General features: G+C 72.2%; 16 protein-coding genes. 6 read left to right on the top strand and 10 right to left on the bottom strand.

The window, feature by feature from the left end:
* Positions 1 to 32: 32 nt before the first annotated feature.
* The 5 genes from hypB to hypE are packed head-to-tail and all read left to right on the top strand — an operon-like array spanning position 33 to position 5,587.
* Positions 33 to 761 carry a hydrogenase nickel incorporation protein HypB gene (gene hypB / locus ACIQWG_RS03370; RefSeq protein WP_404089673.1) on the top strand — a complete coding sequence of 243 codons (729 nt, stop codon included), beginning with the start codon at positions 33 to 35 and terminating at the stop codon, positions 759 to 761.
* A complete protein-coding gene (hypF, locus tag ACIQWG_RS03365) occupies positions 758 to 3,091 on the top strand; it encodes a carbamoyltransferase HypF (RefSeq protein ID WP_404089671.1) in 2,334 nt (777 codons plus the stop codon). The genes hypB and hypF overlap by 4 nt, the downstream gene beginning before the upstream one ends.
* Positions 3,092 to 3,094: 3 nt before the next feature.
* Positions 3,095 to 3,385 carry a HypC/HybG/HupF family hydrogenase formation chaperone gene (locus ACIQWG_RS03360; protein ID WP_404089669.1) on the top strand — a complete coding sequence of 97 codons (291 nt, stop codon included), beginning with the start codon at positions 3,095 to 3,097 and terminating at the stop codon, positions 3,383 to 3,385.
* Positions 3,382 to 4,524 carry a hydrogenase formation protein HypD gene (gene hypD, locus ACIQWG_RS03355; RefSeq protein ID WP_404089667.1) on the top strand — a complete coding sequence of 381 codons (1,143 nt, stop codon included), beginning with the start codon at positions 3,382 to 3,384 and terminating at the stop codon, positions 4,522 to 4,524. Before ACIQWG_RS03360 ends, hypD begins: the two co-directional genes overlap by 4 nt.
* A complete protein-coding gene (gene hypE, locus ACIQWG_RS03350; RefSeq protein ID WP_404089665.1) occupies positions 4,517 to 5,587 on the top strand; it encodes a hydrogenase expression/formation protein HypE in 1,071 nt (356 codons plus the stop codon). The genes hypD and hypE overlap by 8 nt, the downstream gene beginning before the upstream one ends.
* A 53-nt stretch (positions 5,588 to 5,640) precedes the next feature.
* Here the strand turns inward: hypE and hypA are convergent, their stop codons facing one another.
* The 8 genes from hypA to ACIQWG_RS03310 form a co-directional block, all read right to left on the bottom strand.
* A complete protein-coding gene (gene hypA / locus ACIQWG_RS03345) occupies positions 5,641 to 5,991 on the bottom strand; it encodes a hydrogenase maturation nickel metallochaperone HypA (RefSeq protein WP_404089663.1) in 351 nt (116 codons plus the stop codon).
* Positions 5,992 to 5,998: 7 nt separating this feature from the next.
* On the bottom strand, positions 5,999 to 6,148 hold the full coding sequence (locus tag ACIQWG_RS03340) for a hypothetical protein (protein WP_404089661.1): 150 nt from the start codon (positions 6,146 to 6,148) through the stop codon (positions 5,999 to 6,001).
* 73 nt (positions 6,149 to 6,221) lie between these two features.
* Positions 6,222 to 6,428 (bottom strand): hypothetical protein, encoded by a 207-nt coding sequence (locus tag ACIQWG_RS03335; protein ID WP_404089659.1) that lies wholly within the window; start codon positions 6,426 to 6,428, stop codon positions 6,222 to 6,224.
* A 40-nt stretch (positions 6,429 to 6,468) separates the two neighbouring features.
* Positions 6,469 to 7,065, bottom strand: a complete 597-nt coding sequence (locus ACIQWG_RS03330) for a DUF5947 family protein (RefSeq protein WP_404089657.1) — start codon at positions 7,063 to 7,065, stop codon at positions 6,469 to 6,471.
* Positions 7,062 to 7,622 (bottom strand): NifU family protein, encoded by a 561-nt coding sequence (locus ACIQWG_RS03325; protein WP_404089655.1) that lies wholly within the window; start codon positions 7,620 to 7,622, stop codon positions 7,062 to 7,064. Before ACIQWG_RS03325 ends, ACIQWG_RS03330 begins: the two co-directional genes overlap by 4 nt.
* Positions 7,615 to 9,408: a nickel-dependent hydrogenase large subunit gene (locus ACIQWG_RS03320; protein WP_404089653.1), complete on the bottom strand. Its 1,794-nt coding sequence runs from the start codon at positions 9,406 to 9,408 to the stop codon at positions 7,615 to 7,617. The genes ACIQWG_RS03325 and ACIQWG_RS03320 overlap by 8 nt, the downstream gene beginning before the upstream one ends.
* A 72-nt stretch (positions 9,409 to 9,480) precedes the next feature.
* On the bottom strand, positions 9,481 to 10,569 hold the full coding sequence (locus ACIQWG_RS03315) for a hydrogenase expression protein HypE (RefSeq protein ID WP_404089652.1): 1,089 nt from the start codon (positions 10,567 to 10,569) through the stop codon (positions 9,481 to 9,483).
* Between the two features lies 1 nt (position 10,570).
* Positions 10,571 to 12,070 carry a hypothetical protein gene (locus ACIQWG_RS03310; RefSeq protein WP_404089650.1) on the bottom strand — a complete coding sequence of 500 codons (1,500 nt, stop codon included), beginning with the start codon at positions 12,068 to 12,070 and terminating at the stop codon, positions 10,571 to 10,573.
* A 242-nt stretch (positions 12,071 to 12,312) separates the two neighbouring features.
* Here ACIQWG_RS03310 and ACIQWG_RS03305 point away from each other — a divergent pair, with 242 nt between their 5' ends.
* Positions 12,313 to 12,567, top strand: a complete 255-nt coding sequence (locus ACIQWG_RS03305; protein ID WP_404089648.1) for an EF-hand domain-containing protein — start codon at positions 12,313 to 12,315, stop codon at positions 12,565 to 12,567.
* Between the two features lie 3 nt (positions 12,568 to 12,570).
* On the opposite strand, the gene ACIQWG_RS03300 is transcribed toward ACIQWG_RS03305, so the two are convergent.
* On the bottom strand, positions 12,571 to 13,371 hold the full coding sequence (locus tag ACIQWG_RS03300; RefSeq protein ID WP_404089646.1) for an aminoglycoside adenylyltransferase domain-containing protein: 801 nt from the start codon (positions 13,369 to 13,371) through the stop codon (positions 12,571 to 12,573).
* Positions 13,372 to 13,478: 107 nt separating this feature from the next.
* Positions 13,479 to 16,853, bottom strand: a complete 3,375-nt coding sequence (locus ACIQWG_RS03295; protein ID WP_404089644.1) for a pyruvate carboxylase — start codon at positions 16,851 to 16,853, stop codon at positions 13,479 to 13,481.
* Between the last annotated feature and the right edge of the window lie 89 nt (positions 16,854 to 16,942).

Genomic DNA, 16,942 nt, shown 5'->3' with positions numbered 1-16,942 from the left:
GTCCGTCCCCGTCGAGCGCGAGGAGCCGCCCCATGTGTGAGTCCATGGACGAGGTCACCCAGGCCGTCCTGGCGAAGAACGACGGTCTGGCCGCGAGCCTGCGCGACGAACTGGCCCGGCGTGGCGTGAGCGTGGTCAACCTGCTGTCCAGCCCGGGCAGCGGCAAGACCGAACTCCTCGGGCGGGTGCTGGCCCGGGCGGTGGAGCGGCACATCCCGGTGGCCGCCCTCACCGCGGATCTCGCCACCGAGAACGACGCCGACCGGCTGGCCCGTTCGGGGGCGCCGGTGAAGCAGCTGCTGACCGACGGGCTGTGTCATCTGGAGGCCCGTCAGCTGACCGCCCATGTGGAGGGCTGGCTGCCGCGGGACACCTCGCTGCTGTTCGTGGAGAACGTCGGCAACCTGGTCTGCCCCGCGTCGTACGACCTAGGCGAGAACCTGCGGATCGTGCTGATGGCGGTGACGGAGGGCGAGGACAAGCCCCTGAAGTACCCCACGGCCTTCGGCTCCGCCCATCTGGTGGTGCTCACCAAGACCGACCTGGCCGAGCCGGCCGGATTCGACGCGCCCGCCTTCGAGGAGAACGTGCGGCGCGTCAACCCCGGCGTGGAGGTGCTGCGCTCCTGTGCCCGCAGCGGCGAGGGAGTCGACACGCTCCTGGAGCGGGTGCTCGCCGTCCGGGACGGGGCCGCCGTCCACCGGCCGCCGCTCGCGCCCCACCCGCACGGACATGTCCACGCGACGAGCGGCGTCTCGTGACGGCTCCCGTCACGCAGGCGGTGCGCCGTCGAGTCACCGTGCGCGGCACGGTGCAGGGCGTGGGGTTCCGCCCGTTCGTGCACCGCCTGGCCACGGACCTCGCGCTGGCCGGGTTCGTGAGCAACACCGCGAGCGGTGTGCTCATCGAGGTGGAGGGCCCGCCGGACGGCATCGCCAGCTTCTGCGACCGGCTCGCCAGCCGGCCGCCGCCGCTGGCCGCCGTCCTCGGCGTCGGGGTCGAGGACCTGCCCGTCACCGGAGCCGACGACACCTTCACCATCCGTTCCACCGACCGCTCCCCCGGCCGCACCCTCCTCCCGCCGGACACGGCGACCTGCGACGACTGCCTGCGGGAGCTGGCCGATCCGGCCGACCGCCGCCACCGCCACCCGTTCGTCACCTGCACCCACTGCGGGCCCCGCTTCACCATCGCGACGGGGATGCCGTACGACCGGGCGGTCACGACCATGTCCGGCTTCCCGATGTGTCCGGACTGCGCCCGGGAGTACGGCGATCCCGGCGACCGCCGCTTCCACGCCCAGCCCGTGGCCTGCCCCGACTGCGGTCCCCGGCTGCGTCTGGTGACCGCGGCCGGCCGCGCTGCCGCTGCCGCACGGGACGCCGACGCGCTCACGGCGGCCCGGTGGCTGCTCGCCGAGGGGCGGATCGTCGCCGTCAAGGGCCTCGGCGGCTACCACTTGGCGTGCGACGCCACGAACGCGCGGGCCGTCGACACCCTGCGCGCCCGCAAGGAGCGCGGCGGCAAGCCGTTCGCGGTGATGTGCGCCGACCTCGACGCCGTACGACGCGTCGCCGCGCCCTCCCCGGCCGAACTGGCCGCCCTGACCAGCGCCCGGCGCCCCATCGTGCTGCTGCGCGGACATGCGCGGCAGGATGTGCTCGCCCCCGGGATCTGCCCCGGCAGCCCGCACCTCGGCGTGATGCTGCCGTACACGCCCCTGCACACCCTGCTGTTCGGGCTGCCCGGCGATCCAGCGGGTCCGCGGGTGCTGGTCATGACGAGCGGCAACCGCTCCGGTGAGCCGATCGTCACGGACGACGACGAGGCGCTGACCCGGCTGGCCCCTCTGGCCGACGCCTGGCTCGCGCATGACCGGGCCGTCGCCGCTCCCTGCGACGACTCCCTGCTGCGGGTGCGGGCCGACGGCACCGAGCAGGTGCTGCGCCGGTCCCGGGGATACGTTCCCCGTCCCCTGCGCCTTCCGGTGCCGGTGCGTCCGGCGCTCGCGGTGGGCGGCGACCTGAAGAACGCGCTGTGCCTCGGCGAGGGGGATCAGGCCTGGTTCGGACCGCACATCGGCGACATGGGCGAGCTGGCCACGCTGGAGGCGGCCCGGCGGGCCGAGTCCCAGATGCGCCGGCTGACCGGAGTCGTCCCCGAACTCGTCGCCGCGGACCGCCACCCCGGCTACCACTCGGCGCGCTGGGCCCGTCGGCGCGCGGCCGGGCTCCCCGACCGCACCCCCGTGCTCGTGCAGCACCACCACGCGCACATCGCCTCGGCCATGGCCGAGCACGGACTCGACGGCACGACGCCCGTGATCGGCGTCGCGTTCGACGGCACCGGCTACGGCGACGACGGCACCGTCTGGGGCGGCGAGATCCTGATCGCCGACTACGCGGGCTTCCGGCGCTTCGCCCGGCTGACCCCCGCCCCGCTCCCCGGCGGGGACGCGGGCGTCGCCAACCCCTGCCGGCTGGCGCTGGCTCGGCTGTGGGCGGCGGACCTGCGCTGGGACCCGGACCTGCCCTGCCTCGCGGCCTGCACCACTGAGGAACTGGCCCTGCTGCAACGGCAGTTGACCCGGGGCGTGGCCTGTGTGGCGACCTCCAGCATGGGCCGGCTCTTCGACGCGGTCTCGTCCCTGGTGGGTGTGTGCCACCGCGCGGAGTACGAGGCACAGGCCGCCCTGGAACTGGAAGCGGCCGCCGCTTCGGCCTGGGACGCGGCCGGACCGGCGTACGCCTTCGGTGTCGCCGCCGGTGCCTTCGATCCGGCGCCCGTGCTGCGCGCGCTGATCGCCGACCTGCGGCACGGCACCCCGGCCGCCGTGCTCGCCGCCCGCTTCCACCGGGGTGTCGCGCGGGCCGTCGTCGCGGTCTGCCGGCAAGCGCGCCAGGACGTGCGGCTGGACACCGTCGTGCTCAGCGGCGGGGTGTTCGCCAACGCGCTGCTGGAGGAGGAGTCCGCACGGCTGCTGGGCGAGGACGGCTTCACGGTGCTGCGGCACGGCGAAGTCCCCCCGAACGACGGCGGGTTGGCCCTCGGCCAGCTGGTGGTCGCCGCGCACCGACGACAAGAGGAGTGACCCATGTGTTTGGCAGTGCCCGGCAAGGTCGTGGCCATCGACGGCGCCGCGGATCCGCTCACCGGGCTGATCGATTTCGGTGGAGTGCAGAAGCAGGCGTGCCTGGAGTACGTGCCCGATGTGCGGGTGGGTGAGTACGTCATCGTGCACGTCGGGTTCGCGCTCCAGCGCCTGGACGAGAAGTCAGCCCTGGCCTCGCTCAAGCTCTTCGAGGAACTGGGGCTGCTGGAGGAGGAGTTCGGCGACGCCTGGGAACAGGCGGCCCGGCAGGAGAAGGGGAGCGAGGTCCAGTGAAGTACGTCGACGAGTTCAACGACCCGGTTCTCGCGCGCCGGCTGCTGGACGAGATCAAGGCCACCGTCACCCGGCCCTGGGCGCTGATGGAGGTGTGCGGCGGCCAGACCCACTCCATCATCCGGCACGGGATCGACCAACTCCTGCCCGAAGAGGTGGAGTTGATCCACGGTCCCGGCTGCCCGGTGTGTGTCACCCCGCTCGATGTCATCGACAAGGCACTGGAGATCGCCGCCCGACCGGGCGTGATCTTCTGTTCGTTCGGCGACATGCTGCGGGTGCCGGGCACCGACCGGGACCTGTTCCGGGTGAAGGGAGAGGGCGGTGACGTCCGGGTGGTGTACTCGCCGCTCGACGCCCTCGAACTCGCCCGCGCGCACCCGGACCGGCAGGTGGTCTTCTTCGCCATCGGCTTCGAGACGACCGCCCCCGCCAACGCCATGGCGGTGCACCAGGCCCGCCGTCTCGGCCTGGACAACTTCACCCTGCTGGTCTCCCACGTCCGGGTCCCCCCGGCCATCGAGGCCATCATGACCGCCCCCAGCTGCCGGGTGCAGGGCTTCCTGGCCGCCGGACACGTGTGCAGCGTGATGGGGACGCAGGAGTACCCGGACCTGGCGGAGAGGTTCCGGGTGCCGATCGTGGTCACGGGATTCGAGCCGCTGGACATCCTGGAGGGCATCCGCCTCGCCGTCCACCAGCTGGAGCGGGGCGTGCACCGGGTGGAGAACGCCTACGCCCGTGCCGTTCAGGAGCGGGGCAACCCGGCCGCCCGGCGCATGATCGAGGAAGTGTTCGAGGTCACCGACCGCAACTGGCGCGGCATCGGGCCCATCCCCGGCAGCGGTTGGCGGCTGACCGACGCCTTCCGCGCCTACGACGCCGAGCACCGCTTCGACGTCACCGGCATCCGCACCGAGGAGCCCGCCGAGTGCCGCGCCGGCGAAGTGCTCCAGGGGCTGATCAAGCCCACCGAATGTGCCGCGTTCGGCACCACCTGCACCCCGCGCACCCCGCTCGGCGCCACCATGGTCTCCAACGAGGGCGCCTGCGCGGCCTACTACCTGTACCGCCGGATGAGCGGGCCGACACCGCAGGCCACCCCGGCCGCGCGGGAGGAGATGAACCCCGTTGCCTGAACAACTCGCCGAGACGGTCGACCCGGCCGCCTGGAGCTGTCCGGCCCCGCTCCGTGACCAGCCGGTCGTGGTGATGGGGCACGGCGGAGGAGGTGCGCTGTCGGCGGAGCTGATGGAGCAGGTCTTCACCCCCGCCTACGGCAACAGCACCCTGGCCGAGCTCACCGACTCCGCCGTCCTCGAACTGGGGGGCGCCCGGCTGGCGTTCTCCACCGACTCGTATGTGGTCAGGCCGCTGTTCTTTCCCGGCGGCTGCCTCGGTGACCTGGCGGTCAACGGCACCGTCAACGACCTGGCGATGAGCGGCGCCCGGCCCGCGTATCTCTCCGCCGCCTTCGTCCTGGAGGAGGGCGTGGAGCTGGCCGTCGTGGAGCGGATCGCCCGCGCCATGGGCGGGGCGGCCGAGGCGGCCGGCGTCACGATCGCCACGGGTGACACCAAGGTGGTGGAGTCCGGACACGGCGACGGGGTCTACGTCACCACCGCCGGTGTGGGGCTCGTCCCCGCCGGTGTGGACATCCGCCCCCAGCGTGCCCGGCCGGGAGACGCGGTCATCGTCAGCGGTCCGATCGGTCTGCACGGGGTCGCGATCATGAGTGTCCGCGAGGGGCTGGAGTTCGGTGTCGAGATCGCCAGCGACACCGCTCCGCTCGCGGACCTGGTGGCCGCCATGCTCGCCGTCACGCCCGACATCCATGTCCTGCGCGACCCCACCCGGGGCGGTCTCGGCGCTTCCCTCAACGAGATCGCCCGCGCCTCCGGAACCGGTGTCCGGCTGCGCGAGCGCGCCGTCCCGGTGCCGGACGCGGTGGCGAACGCCTGCGGTTTCCTGGGGCTCGATCCGCTGTATGTCGCCAACGAGGGAAGGCTGGTCGCCTTCGTGCCTCCGGCGGCGGCGGAGGAGGTGCTCGCGGCGATGCGGGCCCACCCGCAGGGGTCCGGGGCAGAGCTGATCGGCGAGTGCGTCGCCGAGCACCCCGGGATGGTCGTGGTCGCCACCGGCCTGGGTGGCACCCGGGTGGTGGATCTGCCGTTGGGCGAGCAGTTGCCGCGGATCTGCTGACGCGCGCGACCGGGCCCCGCCGGTGCTCGAAGCACCGGCGGGGCCCGGTCGTGTCAGGCGAGGGCCGGTTCGATCCCGGTGATCTCCAGTTCCCGGCCGCTGCGCAGTTCCGTGGACGGGCGGTCGCAGCGCGGGCACCAGAAGAACGGTGGTATCCCGACCGCGAACTCCGCCGCGCACGGGTCGCACCAGGCCCGCGCGGGGACCTGTTCGACCACCAGCCGTGCCGCGGCCAGGGCGGTGCCGTCGCGGGCCACCTCGAAGGCGAAGTCGAGGGCGTCGGGAACCACCCCCGCGAGCTCGCCGACCCGGACGGTCACCTCCAGGACGGTGTCCGTCCCGTCCGCCCGGGCCAGCTCGCCGGCCCGCTCGATGATCGCGGTCGCGATCGACAGTTCGTGCACGGCCCGCTCACGGGTAGCGGTGGCCGGCCCGCAGGCCACCGGCCATCCGCCAGATCCGCACCTCGCGCCGCAGGCTGGGCAGCTCCCAGATCAGCACCGCCAGCGCCAGCGCGCCGACGACGAGACCCTCCGTCATCAGCACCCGCTGTCCGTTCATCCCGGCTCCTCTGCCCTCGGTGGCGCGCCTTCGCGCCAGTTGGACGTTCATTCCGGCGACTCCCAGCTCTCTGTCATCCCGGTGAGATGTTCGGCATGGACTCCGCGAGGGTGTCGTGCCGCTTCCAGTGGATCCCGGTGGAGCGGCGCGCGTCGGCGGTGCCGTCCTTGTGGTGACCGGTCTGGTCCTCGTAGCGCCCCTTGTTGCCCTGGTGCATGCCGGCGACGTGCCCGGTCATGTCGGGCTTCGCCTGGGGCCGGCCCACTCTGATGCTGCCCATGGGGATCTCCTTCCTCGCCTCCGGTGTGCGGAGTGCGTGCTCAAGTCCGCTCGGTGAGGTCCGCGAAGAACCGCTCGACGGCGGGCCACACCTGGCCGCCCCCGGACAGTCCCTTCCATTCTCGGCGCACCACGGCGACCATGCGGTAGCAGTCGTCGATCGGCACGATCCAGTGGTGGTCGAGGCCGTGGACGGTGTTCACCAGCAGCGCCTCCACCTCGGGTGCCACGGTGGCCAGCTGCGGACACGTCCCGGCCAGCTTCCGCCAGGCCGCCGCGTCCACCTCCCAGCGCATGGCTCCGGCCGGGCTCGGGCCCTGGGCGGTGACCGTGCCGTCCGCCCGCGGTACGAAGAAGACGAGGCCGACGGGTACGCCCAGCACCGCCGTGTCGACCTTGGGCAGCCTGACCCGCCGCCGGGGCACCAGCCGGTAGTGGCCGTCGCCCGCCCCGGCCCCGGCGAACAGCACCGAGCAGGGGCCGCAGACGCAGCGCACCTCGTCCTGCCCGCTGTCGTGCAGGTGCGCGTGCTCGTCCGGCACCGGCGCCGCGCACAGGTCGCACGCCTCCACCGCGGCGGCCGCCGTACGGTCGGCCGTGGAGCGGATGAGGCGGGCCAGGGCGCCGTCGGTGGTCACCGTGCGCCCCGGTGCGTCAGCGTGGCGAGCGGAACGAACGCGGGCGGGGGTGCGGCAGGAGCCGCGGTGACCGGCTCCACCGCCGTCAGCTCGGGTGCCACGGCCAGCACCGCCTCGCGGACCGCGTCCGTGACGTCCATCGCCCCGGCACCGCAGCCCGAGCCGCATCCGCCGCCCGCGGTCATGCGCACCCGGGCCACCTGACCCTCCACGCCGGCCCACTCCACGTCCCCGCCGCGTTCCTGCACGGCGGGCCGCAGCCGTTCGACCGCACGGGCGGCGCGGCGCTCGGCGGGCTCGGGGTGGACGTCGTGCAGGACCAGCAGGTGACCCAGCAGCTCGTCGTCGGCCAGGCGCTCGGCCAGCTCACCGTCGGCGTGGTCCATGACGCGGGCCAGTGCCTCGCCGTAGACCTCGGTCAGCAGTCCCACCGCCTCGGTCGCGGGGCGGGCGGTGGGGCCGGGCGCGGACTCCAGGCCAGCGAGCAGCTCGTCGAGCCGGGCGAGCCGGGCCTCCACCTCCGGGTCGGCCAGCCGTGCCGCGCCGGCCTCAGCCACGGTTGGCTCCGTAGGTCGGGGAGTGCAGCGTGGTCAGGGTCTTGCCCTTGCCGACGTACATGTGGACACCGCACGGCAGACACGGGTCGAAGCTGCGGACCGTGCGCATGATGTCGACGCCCTTGAAGTCGTCGGGGCCGTTCTCCTCGAAGATCGGCTGCCCCTGGACGGCGTCCTCGTACGGGCCGGGGGTGCCGTAGATGTCGCGGGGGCTGGCGTTCCACGGGGTGGGCGGGTACGGGTGGTAGTTGGCGATCTTCTTGTCCTTGATCACCAGGTGGTGGGACAGGACGCCGCGCACCGCCTCGTGGAAGCCGCAGCCGATCGCCTCGTCCGGCACCTCGTAGTTCTCGAAGACCTTGGTCTCGCCGGCGCGCACCAGCCCCATGGCCTCTTCGAGGAACTGAAGGGCCATGGCGGCCGCGTAGGCGACGAAGTACGGCCGGGCGCGGTCCCGTTCGATGGTGTTGCTCCACTTCGGGATGCGCCACTCCAGGGTGGTCTCCGGCAGGGACTCGCCCTTGGGCAGCGAGATGCGCACGCTGTTGCCGGTGGCCTTGATGTACGGGGTGTCGACCAGTCCGCTGAGCGCGGTCGACCACAGCCGGGCGAGCGGGCCGCCGCCGGTGTCCAGGGCGAGGTGGTCGCCGGTGCGCTGGTCGAACCAGCGCGGGCTCATCACCCAGCTGTACTTGTCGTCGAAGTCGCGCTTCTGCGGCACCGGGACGGTGGTCTGGTTCCAGGGGTGGCGCATGTCGACGGGGTTGCCGAGCGGGTCGTGGGTGACGAAGGGCGATTCGTTGACCCAGTCCTCGTAGTACGAGCTGCCGAGCATGATGCGCAGGCCGAGGTTGATGTCGACGAGGTTGTTGGTGACCAGTTCGCCGTCGACGACGATGCCGGGGGTGACGTACATCGCCTTGCCCCAGGTGTTCATCGTCTCGTAGCGGTAGTCGACGACCTTGGGGTCCTGGAAGGCGCCCCAGCAGCCGAGGAGGACGCGGCGGCGGCCGACCTCCTCGTAGCCGGGCAGCGCCTCGTAGAAGAAGTCGAAGACGTCGTCGTTCATGGCGACGGCCTTCTTCACGAAGTCGATGACCCGCATGAGCCGGGCGAGGTAGTCGGTGAACACGGTCGGCTGCGGCATCGTGCCGACGCCGCCCGGGTACAGCGTGGACGGGTGGACGTGCCGCCCCTCCATCAGGCAGAACATCTCCCGGGTGACCCGGCTGACCTTCAGGGCCTCCTTGTAGACCTCGCCCTCGAAGGGGTTGAAGGCCTTCATGATGTCGGCGATCGTGCGGTAGCCGTGGATCTCGCCGCGGGGTGCGTCGGTGCGTTCGGCGCGGGCCAGCAGACCCGGGTTGGTGGCCTTGACCATGGCCTCGCAGAAGTCCACGAAGACCAGGTTGTCCTGGAAGATCGTGTGGTCGAACATGTACTCGGCCGCTTCGCCGAGGTTGACGATGTGCTCGGCGAGCGGGGGCGGCTTGACGCCGTAGGCCATCTGCTGCGCGTAGTCGGAGCAGGTGGTGTGGTTGTCACCGCAGATACCGCAGATGCGGGAGGTGATGAAGCCGGCGTCGCGGGGGTCCTTGCCCTTCATGAACACCGAATAGCCACGGAACAGCGACGAGGTGCTGTGGCACTCGACGACCTCCCGGTTGGCGAAGTCGATCTTCGTGTAGATGCCCAGGTTGCCGATGATCCGGGTGATCGGGTCCCAGGACATGTCCACGAGCTGGGGCGGCTTGCGCCCTGTGGGCCGGGCCTCGGTTGTCGTCATGTGCGGTACTGCCCCTCGCTGTCGGTGTTCCGTGGGTGGGTCGCGTGGTGGTGGAGTGCGCGGCGCATGGCGTCAGGGCCGCCAGTGCGGGTCGTATCCGCTGGTCAGCTTGCGCTTGTTGTGGCGCCACCTGGGCTCGTGGTTCACCAACTCGTTGGTGAAGCCGCGCAGTCGGCGGATGACGGCCCCGTACGGCTTGATCGCCAGCGACGACAGGGTGCCGCCCGGCGGCTCGTCCATGAACGGCATGAAGGCGTCGGGGAAGCCGGGCATCGTGCAGCCGATGCAGATGCCGCCGACGTTCGGGCAGCCGCCGATGCCGGCCATCCAGCCGCGCTTGGGCACGTTGCAGTTGACGACCGGTCCCCAACAGCCCGTTTTGACCAGGCACTTGGGCGAGTTGTAGTCCTTGGCGAAGCTGGCCTGCTCGTAGTACGAACCGCGGTCGCAGCCCTCGTGCACCGTCCTGCCGAACAGCCACTGCGGGCGCAGCATGTGGTCCAGCGGGGGCGGGGGTGCGGTGCCGGCCGCGTGGTAGAGGACCCAGATCAGGGTCTCCATGAAGTTCTCGGGCTGGATCGGGCAGCCGGGCACGTTCACCACGGGCAGTCCGCCCTGCGAGCGGTAGTCCCAGCCCAGGTAGTCCGCGAGGCCCATGCTGCCGGTCGGGTTGCCCGCCATCGCGTGGATGCCGCCGAAGGTGGCGCAGGTGCCGGCGGCGACCACCGCCCAGGCCTTGGGGGCGAGGTCGTCGATCCACGAGTTCAGGGTCTGGGGCTCGCCGGTCTCCGGGTCGTTGCCGAAGGACGTCCAGTAGCCGTCGCCCTTGATGATGTTCTGGTTGGGGATCGAACCCTCGATGACGAGGATGAACGGTTCCAGATCGCCCCGAGCCGCGGCCCGGTAGGGAGCGAGGAAGTCCTCGCCGCCGAGGCTGGGCGAGAGCACCTTGTTGACCAGGTTCACCTTCGGCACACCGGGGATCAGACCGAGCACCAGGTCCTCGATGGAGGGCTGGTCGGCGGCGGTCAGGGAGACCGTGTCGCCGTCGCAGCTCATGCCCTCGGAGATCCAGAGGATGGTGATCTCGTCGAAGCCCTGCCGGTCCTCGGCGCGGCTCGGTTCGCCGCTCACCTCGGTGGTGCTGCTGTGCGTTGTCATGTCATCGGCCTCCACTGCGGCGGGTTTCGGATGGAGCGGCCTCCGGGGCGGACTCGAGGGGTTCGAGCTCGTCGGGCCGGAAGTAGTGGAAGCGGCCGTACCAGGTGTGCAGTTCGGACGCGGGGTCGTCGTCGAGGGTGACGGCGAGGTGGACGCTGCCGTCCACGTCGTGGAAGACGGCGGCCACCTCGGCGGTGCGCCCGACCAGGAACATGTCCTGGGCGTCGGCGCCCCGTCCCCGCGGGCACAGCCGTACGCGGCTGCCGCCGCCGAGGGGTACGCCGTCGACGAGCACCGTGTCCGTGGTCGGGGACAGCCCGTCGTCGGCGCCCTCCTGCCACCAGGCGGGTCGTTCCACGGACGGGGCGGCGCCCTGGGGAGCCGGTGCGGCCGGGGCGAGGGAGCGGACGGCGCCGTGCAGGCGGGCGAAGACCTCGGGGGGCATGGTGTCGACGCGGTCGAGGATCGCGGCGGCCCGCGGGTCGGTGGCGCGTGCCTCGCGCTTCTCCTCGTCGGTCAGCAGCATGGTGCGCAGGGTGAGGATCTCGTCGATCTCCCCCGCGTCGTGCAGATCTCCCGGGCTCTCCGGGGCCACCTGGGGGTGGTCGGGGAGGATGATCGGCGCGGACAGCAGGAGGTGTCCGGTTCCGTCTTCGCCGCCGAGGACGGGGAAGGTGAACTCGTTGCGGCACGCGGCAGCGTGGGCGCGCAGGTCCGTGGGGGGATCGATCAGCGAGACGAACTCCACGCCCTCGCCGGCGAGGAGCGTGTGGGTCGCGATGAGCGAGGCGCGCAGGACCTCGTCGCGCGCCGTGCGCGGATCCGGGGCGGGTCCCGTGTGCGTGGTGCGGACCCTGAGCCGGCTCAGATCCGGTGCGAGCCGCTCCACAAAGACCGTGGTGCTCGCCCGTACCTCCTGACGCCGTCGTACGACCCGTCCGGCCTGTCCGGGGAGCGGCTCGACGTCCTCTCCGGCCGACGCTCCCGCCGGAACGGTGTGTTCGCCCTGGAACAGGTCGGCCGGCGCGATCGTGACGTCGATCTCGCGGGGCACCGCTTCGTCGAAGGTCAGGTGGACCGTGCCGTCCTCGGTCCGCAGCGACTCGACGGGCCGGTGGCTGCCGTCGGGGCCGGTCTCCTCCACCTGCTTGCGCTGCATCTGGAGGTACCGAAGCCGCACCCGCAGCGACGCGTCGGGCCGCAGGACCCGCAGCAGGCATTCGGTCTGCTGGTACCAGGAGTCGGCGGAGCCGGACACGCCCGGCACGACGGGGCCGTCGGCCTCCACCCAGTCCCGGGGGGAAAGGACCCCGAACTGCCAACGGACGCGGTTCTTGGCCGAGGAGCGGCGATAGGGGTAGAGCAGGTACCCCTCGTAGAGCACGGCGTCGGCCACGGCGCTCATCTGCTCGAAGACCCCCGGGGACGAGGTCGACGGCAGGGGGGAGCCGTCCTTCGGGACAGCGTGCGCCGGGCCGCTGTGGGCCAGTGCCTCCGACATCGTGCCTCCTCGTCTCCGCGTGCACGCCGATCCCTTCCACCACGTTCACATCACTCACTCACCCTCGCCCCTCCGGCTGAGCGCGACTGGGCCGTTCGAGGGGGTACTCGGCGCGGCGGCGTGCCGGTGGCGGCTGGAATCGGCGTCCGCGTAGGAGGCAACCTGGAGGACGGCGGAGACGTCTTCGTGCGGGAGCGGGATCCGACGGGGCGGCTCCCGACGACAGGAACGAAGGTGGCACGATGAGCGAAAAGGCCCGGAAGCTGTTCGAGGCGCTCGACCTCGATCACAACGGGACCCTGACCCGCACAGAGGTGATCATCGCTCTGCGGACCAAGGGCCCGTCGCTGGCCGCGTCGGGGGACCTGCCGTTCTGGGGCTTGGGTGACGAGAACGCCTCGTCCGCGCTGTTCGACGCCGCCGACCAGAACGGGGACGAGGTACTGACCCTGGAGGAGTTCACGGCGGTCGTGGACCGCCGCTTCGGCTGGCGCTGACCGCTAGCCCGCCCGGACCGTCGCGTCGACCTGGTCGGCCACCCAGGCCAGGAAGGTCCGTACGTCAGCGGCGGGCAGCTCGAGGTCGGCGGCGCGCGAGGGCGGTTCGTAGCTGTGCAGCGCGGCCCTCAGGAGCGGGCGGAAGCGTTCCTCGTCCGCCGCGACCTCCTCCCCCGCCCGGCGCTTGGCCTGCCACGGGCCCGTACGGCAGTACCGCACGGCGCGGCAGCCGTTGAGGACCCGGTTGTCCGCGAGATGTCCCTCGCCGGCGCTGTGCTCACGGACCGAGGCGCCCAGCGCGGTGAGCAGATCGGCCCGCGCGGGTTCGGCGATCACCTCCCGCGCCGGACTGCCGTACAGCACACGGCCGGCTTGATGGGCGACCGAACGGTCGATGACGTACCAGAAGGCCGGGGATTCCGACGGATCGAAGCTGACCCGGTCGGGAAGCGACGGCCCGGTGTTGAGGTCCAGCAGGTAGCCGGCCTCGCCGGACGGCCGTACCGCGAAGTCCGCGTCGTGGACGGCCGGCTCCAGGCCCGCCGCGGGGCACGGCAATGCGGGGTGTGCGAGCGCCTCGGCCAGCTCGGGCAGGGCTCCCCGGGGGAGCGAGGAGGCGTCCACGACCACCGTCACGTCGACATCGCTGCGCCTGTGCCGGTGGTCGCCGAGCGCGACCGAGGCGACGGCGATGACGCTCACCAGGTGGGGTCCACAGGCGGTGTGCGTGCGGTGGACGAGTTCCTGGAGGTAGCCACGGAGTTCGGCGGGAACGGCGTGCGGGTCCGCGAGAGGCCGGGTCATTCCGTCGGTGTCGTCCCAGGGGGCGGTCCCTGCGGTGACGCCCGGCCTCGACGTACCGGCCCGCGCGAGATCCTCCTCACGCGGGCCGGCAGGGGCGGACCGAAGGGTCAGGCGATTTCCACGAGCAGGTCGCCGCCTTCGACCTGCTGGATGCGGTTGATGGCGAGCCGGGACACCCGGCCGGTCTTCCCCGCCGTGATCGACGCCTCCATCTTCATCGCCTCGATGGTGGCCACCGTGGCACCCGCCTCCACCTCGTCGCCCTCGGCGACCGTGAGGGTCACCACCCCGGCGAACGGCGCCGCGACATGGCCGGGGTCGGACCGGTCGGCCTTCTCGGTCACCGGGACGTCCGAGGCCGCGGCCCGGTCGCGGACCTGGATCGGCCGGAGCTGGCCGTTCAGGGTGGACATCACGGTGCGCATGCCGCGCTCGTCCGCGTCGCCGACGGCCTGCAACTCGATCAGCAGCCGCACGCCTCGTTCGAGGTCGACGGCGTACTCCTTGCCCGGCCGCAGCCCGTAGAAGAAGGCCTTGCTGTCGAGTACGCCGGTGTCGCCGAAGGTGTCACGGTGGCTCTCGAACTCGCGGGTCGGGCCCGGGAACAGCAGCCGGTTGAGCGTGGCGCGCCGGTCCTTCGCCAGTCCCTCGCGGTCGTCGGCGCCGAGTTCCTGCACCGGCTTGGCCTCCGCGCGGCCCTGTAGCGCCTTGCTGCGGAACGGCTCCGGCCAGCCGCCGGGCGGGGTGCCCAGCTCGCCGCGCAGGAAGCCGATGACGGAGTCGGGGATGTCGAACCTGTCCGGCTCCGCCTCGAAGTCCTGCGGGGACACGCCGGCGCCCACGAGGTGCAGCGCCAGGTCGCCGACCACCTTCGACGAGGGGGTGACCTTGACCAGGCGGCCGAGCATGCGGTCGGCGGCGGCGTACATCGCCTCGATGTCCTCGAAGCGGTCGCCGAGGCCGAGGGCGACGGCCTGGGTGCGCAGGTTGGACAGCTGTCCGCCGGGGATCTCGTGGTCGTAGACCCGGCCGGTCGGCGAGGCCAGGCCCGCCTCGAAGGGGGCGTACACCTTGCGGACGCTCTCCCAGTACGGCTCCAGGTCGCCGACGGCCTGGAGGTCGAGGCCGGTGGGCCGCTCGGAGTGGTCGGTCGCGGCCACGATCGCCGACAGCGACGGCTGCGAGGTGGTGCCCGCCATGGAGGCCACGGCCCCGTCGACCGCGTCCGCGCCGGCCTGGATCGCGGCCAGGTAGGTGGCGAGCTGGCCGCCGGCGGTGTCGTGGGTGTGCACATGGACCGGCAGGTCGAACTCCCGGCGCAGCGCCGACACCAGCTTCGCCGCGGCCGGGGCGCGCAGCAGGCCCGCCATGTCCTTGACGGCCAGCACATGGGCGCCCGCGTCCACGATCTGCTCGGCGAGGCGCAGGTAGTAGTCCAGGGTGTACAGGCGCTCGGACGGGTCGGACAGGTCGGAGGTGTAGCACAGGGCGACCTCCGCGACGGCGGTGCCGGTCTCCCGTACGGCCTCGATGGCCGGCCGCATCTGGTCGACGTCGTTGAGGGCGTCGAAGATGCGGAAGATGTCGATGCCGGTGGCGGCGGCCTCGTGCACGAAGGCGTCGGTCACCTCGGTCGGGTACGGCGTGTAGCCCACGGTGTTGCGGCCGCGCAGCAGCATCTGGAGACAGAGGTTGGGGACGGCTTCGCGCAGGGCCGCGAGGCGCTCCCAGGGGTCCTCCGCGAGGAAGCGCAGGGCCACGTCGTAGGTGGCGCCGCCCCAGCACTCCAGGGACAGCATCTGGGGCAGGGTGCGGGCCACGACCGGGGCGACGGCGAGCATGTCCTTGGTGCGCACCCGGGTGGCCAGCAGCGACTGGTGGGCGTCGCGGAACGTGGTGTCGGTGACGCCGATGTTCGGCGATCGGCGCAGCCAGCTCGCGAAGCCCTCCGGGCCGAGTTCGGCGAGCTTCTGCCGCGATCCGGCGGGCGGCTCGCCGGCCGGGAGCGCGGGCAGCTTGGTCAGCGGGTCGAGCAGCTCGGGCCGTTCGCCGTGCGGCTTGTTCACGGTGACGTCGGCGAGGTAGGTGAGCAGCTTCGTGCCGCGGTCGGCGGAGTGCCGGGAGGTGAGCAGGTGCGGGCGCTGCTCGATGAACGACGTGGTGACCCGGCCGGCCTGGAAGTCGGGGTCGTCCAGCACGGCTTGCAGGAACGGGATGTTGGTGGCCACGCCGCGGATGCGGAACTCGGCGACGGCACGCCGGGCACGGCCCACCGCGGTGGCGAAGTCCCGGCCCCGGCAGGTGAGCTTGACCAGCATCGAGTCGAAGTGGGCGCTGATCTCCGTACCGGCGTGGGTGGTGCCGCCGTCGAGGCGGATGCCCGAACCGCCCGGCGAGCGGTAGGCGCTGATCTGGCCGGTGTCCGGGCGGAAGCCGTTGGCCGGGTCCTCGGTGGTGATACGGCACTGGAGGGCGGCGCCGCGCAGCGTGACGGTCTCCTGCGCGAGGCCGAGGTCGGCCAGGGTCTGGCCCGCGGCGATGCGCAGCTGGGACTGCACGAGGTCGACGTCGGTGACCTCCTCGGTCACCGTGTGCTCGACCTGGATGCGCGGGTTCATCTCGATGAAGACGTGGTTGCCGTCGCGGTCCAGCAGGAATTCCACGGTGCCGGCGTTGCGGTAGCCGATCTGCCGGGCGAAGCGGACGGCGTCGGCGCAGATGCGGTCGCGCAGCTCCGGGTCGAGGTTGGGCGCGGGCGCCAGCTCGATCACCTTCTGGTGGCGGCGCTGCACCGAGCAGTCCCGCTCGAACAGGTGGATGACGTTGCCCTCGCCGTCGGCGAGGATCTGCACCTCGATGTGGCGGGGCTCGACGACTGCCTTCTCCAGGAAGACGGTGGGGTCGCCGAACGCGGACTCCGCCTCGCGGGACGCGGCCTCGATGGACTCCCGCAGCTGGGCGGGATCCTCGACGCGGCGCATGCCGCGGCCCCCGCCGCCGGCGACCGCCTTGACGAACACGGGGAAGCCGACGTCGTCGGCGGCGCGGACGAGTTCGTCCACGTCGTTGGAGGGCGCCGAGGAACCCAGCACCGGCACACCGGCCTCCCGGGCGGCGGCCACCGCGCGGGCCTTGTTGCCGGTCAACTCCAGGATGTCCGCGCTCGGGCCGACGAAGGTGATGCCCGCTTCCTCGCAGGCGCGGGCCAGATCGGGGTTCTCGGAGAGGAACCCGTAGCCCGGGTACACCGCGTCCGCTCCCGCACGGCGCGCCGCGCGGACGATCTCCTCCACCGAGAGGTAGGCCCGCACCGGGTGGCCCGGCTCGCCGATCTCGTACGCCTCGTCGGCCTTGAGCCGGTGCAGCGAGTTGCGGTCCTCGTGCGGAAAGACGGCGACGGTGCGCGCGCCCAGCTCGTAGCCCGCGCGGAAAGCGCGAATCGCGATCTCGCCACGGTTGGCGACCAGCACCTTGCGGAACATTCTCGATCCCTTCAGCCTGCCGGTTGACGGATCACCCATGGTGTCGGCGGCACACCTCTCACGCTATGTGAGCCGGGCCACTAACGAGG

It is taken from the genome of Streptomyces sp. NPDC098781, from assembly GCF_044759995.1.
Taxonomy (GTDB): domain Bacteria; phylum Actinomycetota; class Actinomycetes; order Streptomycetales; family Streptomycetaceae; genus Streptomyces.
The sequence above is the reverse complement of the archived record's forward strand: the minus strand, read 5'-3'. Positions and strand labels throughout refer to the sequence as shown.

Coding starts and splice junctions, on each gene's coding strand:
- ACIQWG_RS03295 (WP_404089644.1), bottom strand. CDS start 16,853: ATGTTCCGCAAGGTGCTGGTCGCCAACCGTGGCGAGATCGCGATTCGC.
- ACIQWG_RS03320 (WP_404089653.1), bottom strand. CDS start 9,408: ATGACGACAACCGAGGCCCGGCCCACAGGGCGCAAGCCGCCCCAGCTC.
- ACIQWG_RS03360 (WP_404089669.1), top strand. CDS start 3,095: ATGTGTTTGGCAGTGCCCGGCAAGGTCGTGGCCATCGACGGCGCCGCG.
- ACIQWG_RS03300 (WP_404089646.1), bottom strand. CDS start 13,371: ATGACCCGGCCTCTCGCGGACCCGCACGCCGTTCCCGCCGAACTCCGT.
- ACIQWG_RS03305 (WP_404089648.1), top strand. CDS start 12,313: ATGAGCGAAAAGGCCCGGAAGCTGTTCGAGGCGCTCGACCTCGATCAC.
- ACIQWG_RS03315 (WP_404089652.1), bottom strand. CDS start 10,569: ATGACAACGCACAGCAGCACCACCGAGGTGAGCGGCGAACCGAGCCGC.
- ACIQWG_RS03310 (WP_404089650.1), bottom strand. CDS start 12,070: ATGTCGGAGGCACTGGCCCACAGCGGCCCGGCGCACGCTGTCCCGAAG.
- hypB (WP_404089673.1), top strand. CDS start 33: ATGTGTGAGTCCATGGACGAGGTCACCCAGGCCGTCCTGGCGAAGAAC.
- ACIQWG_RS03335 (WP_404089659.1), bottom strand. CDS start 6,428: ATGGGCAGCATCAGAGTGGGCCGGCCCCAGGCGAAGCCCGACATGACC.
- ACIQWG_RS03340 (WP_404089661.1), bottom strand. CDS start 6,148: ATGAACGGACAGCGGGTGCTGATGACGGAGGGTCTCGTCGTCGGCGCG.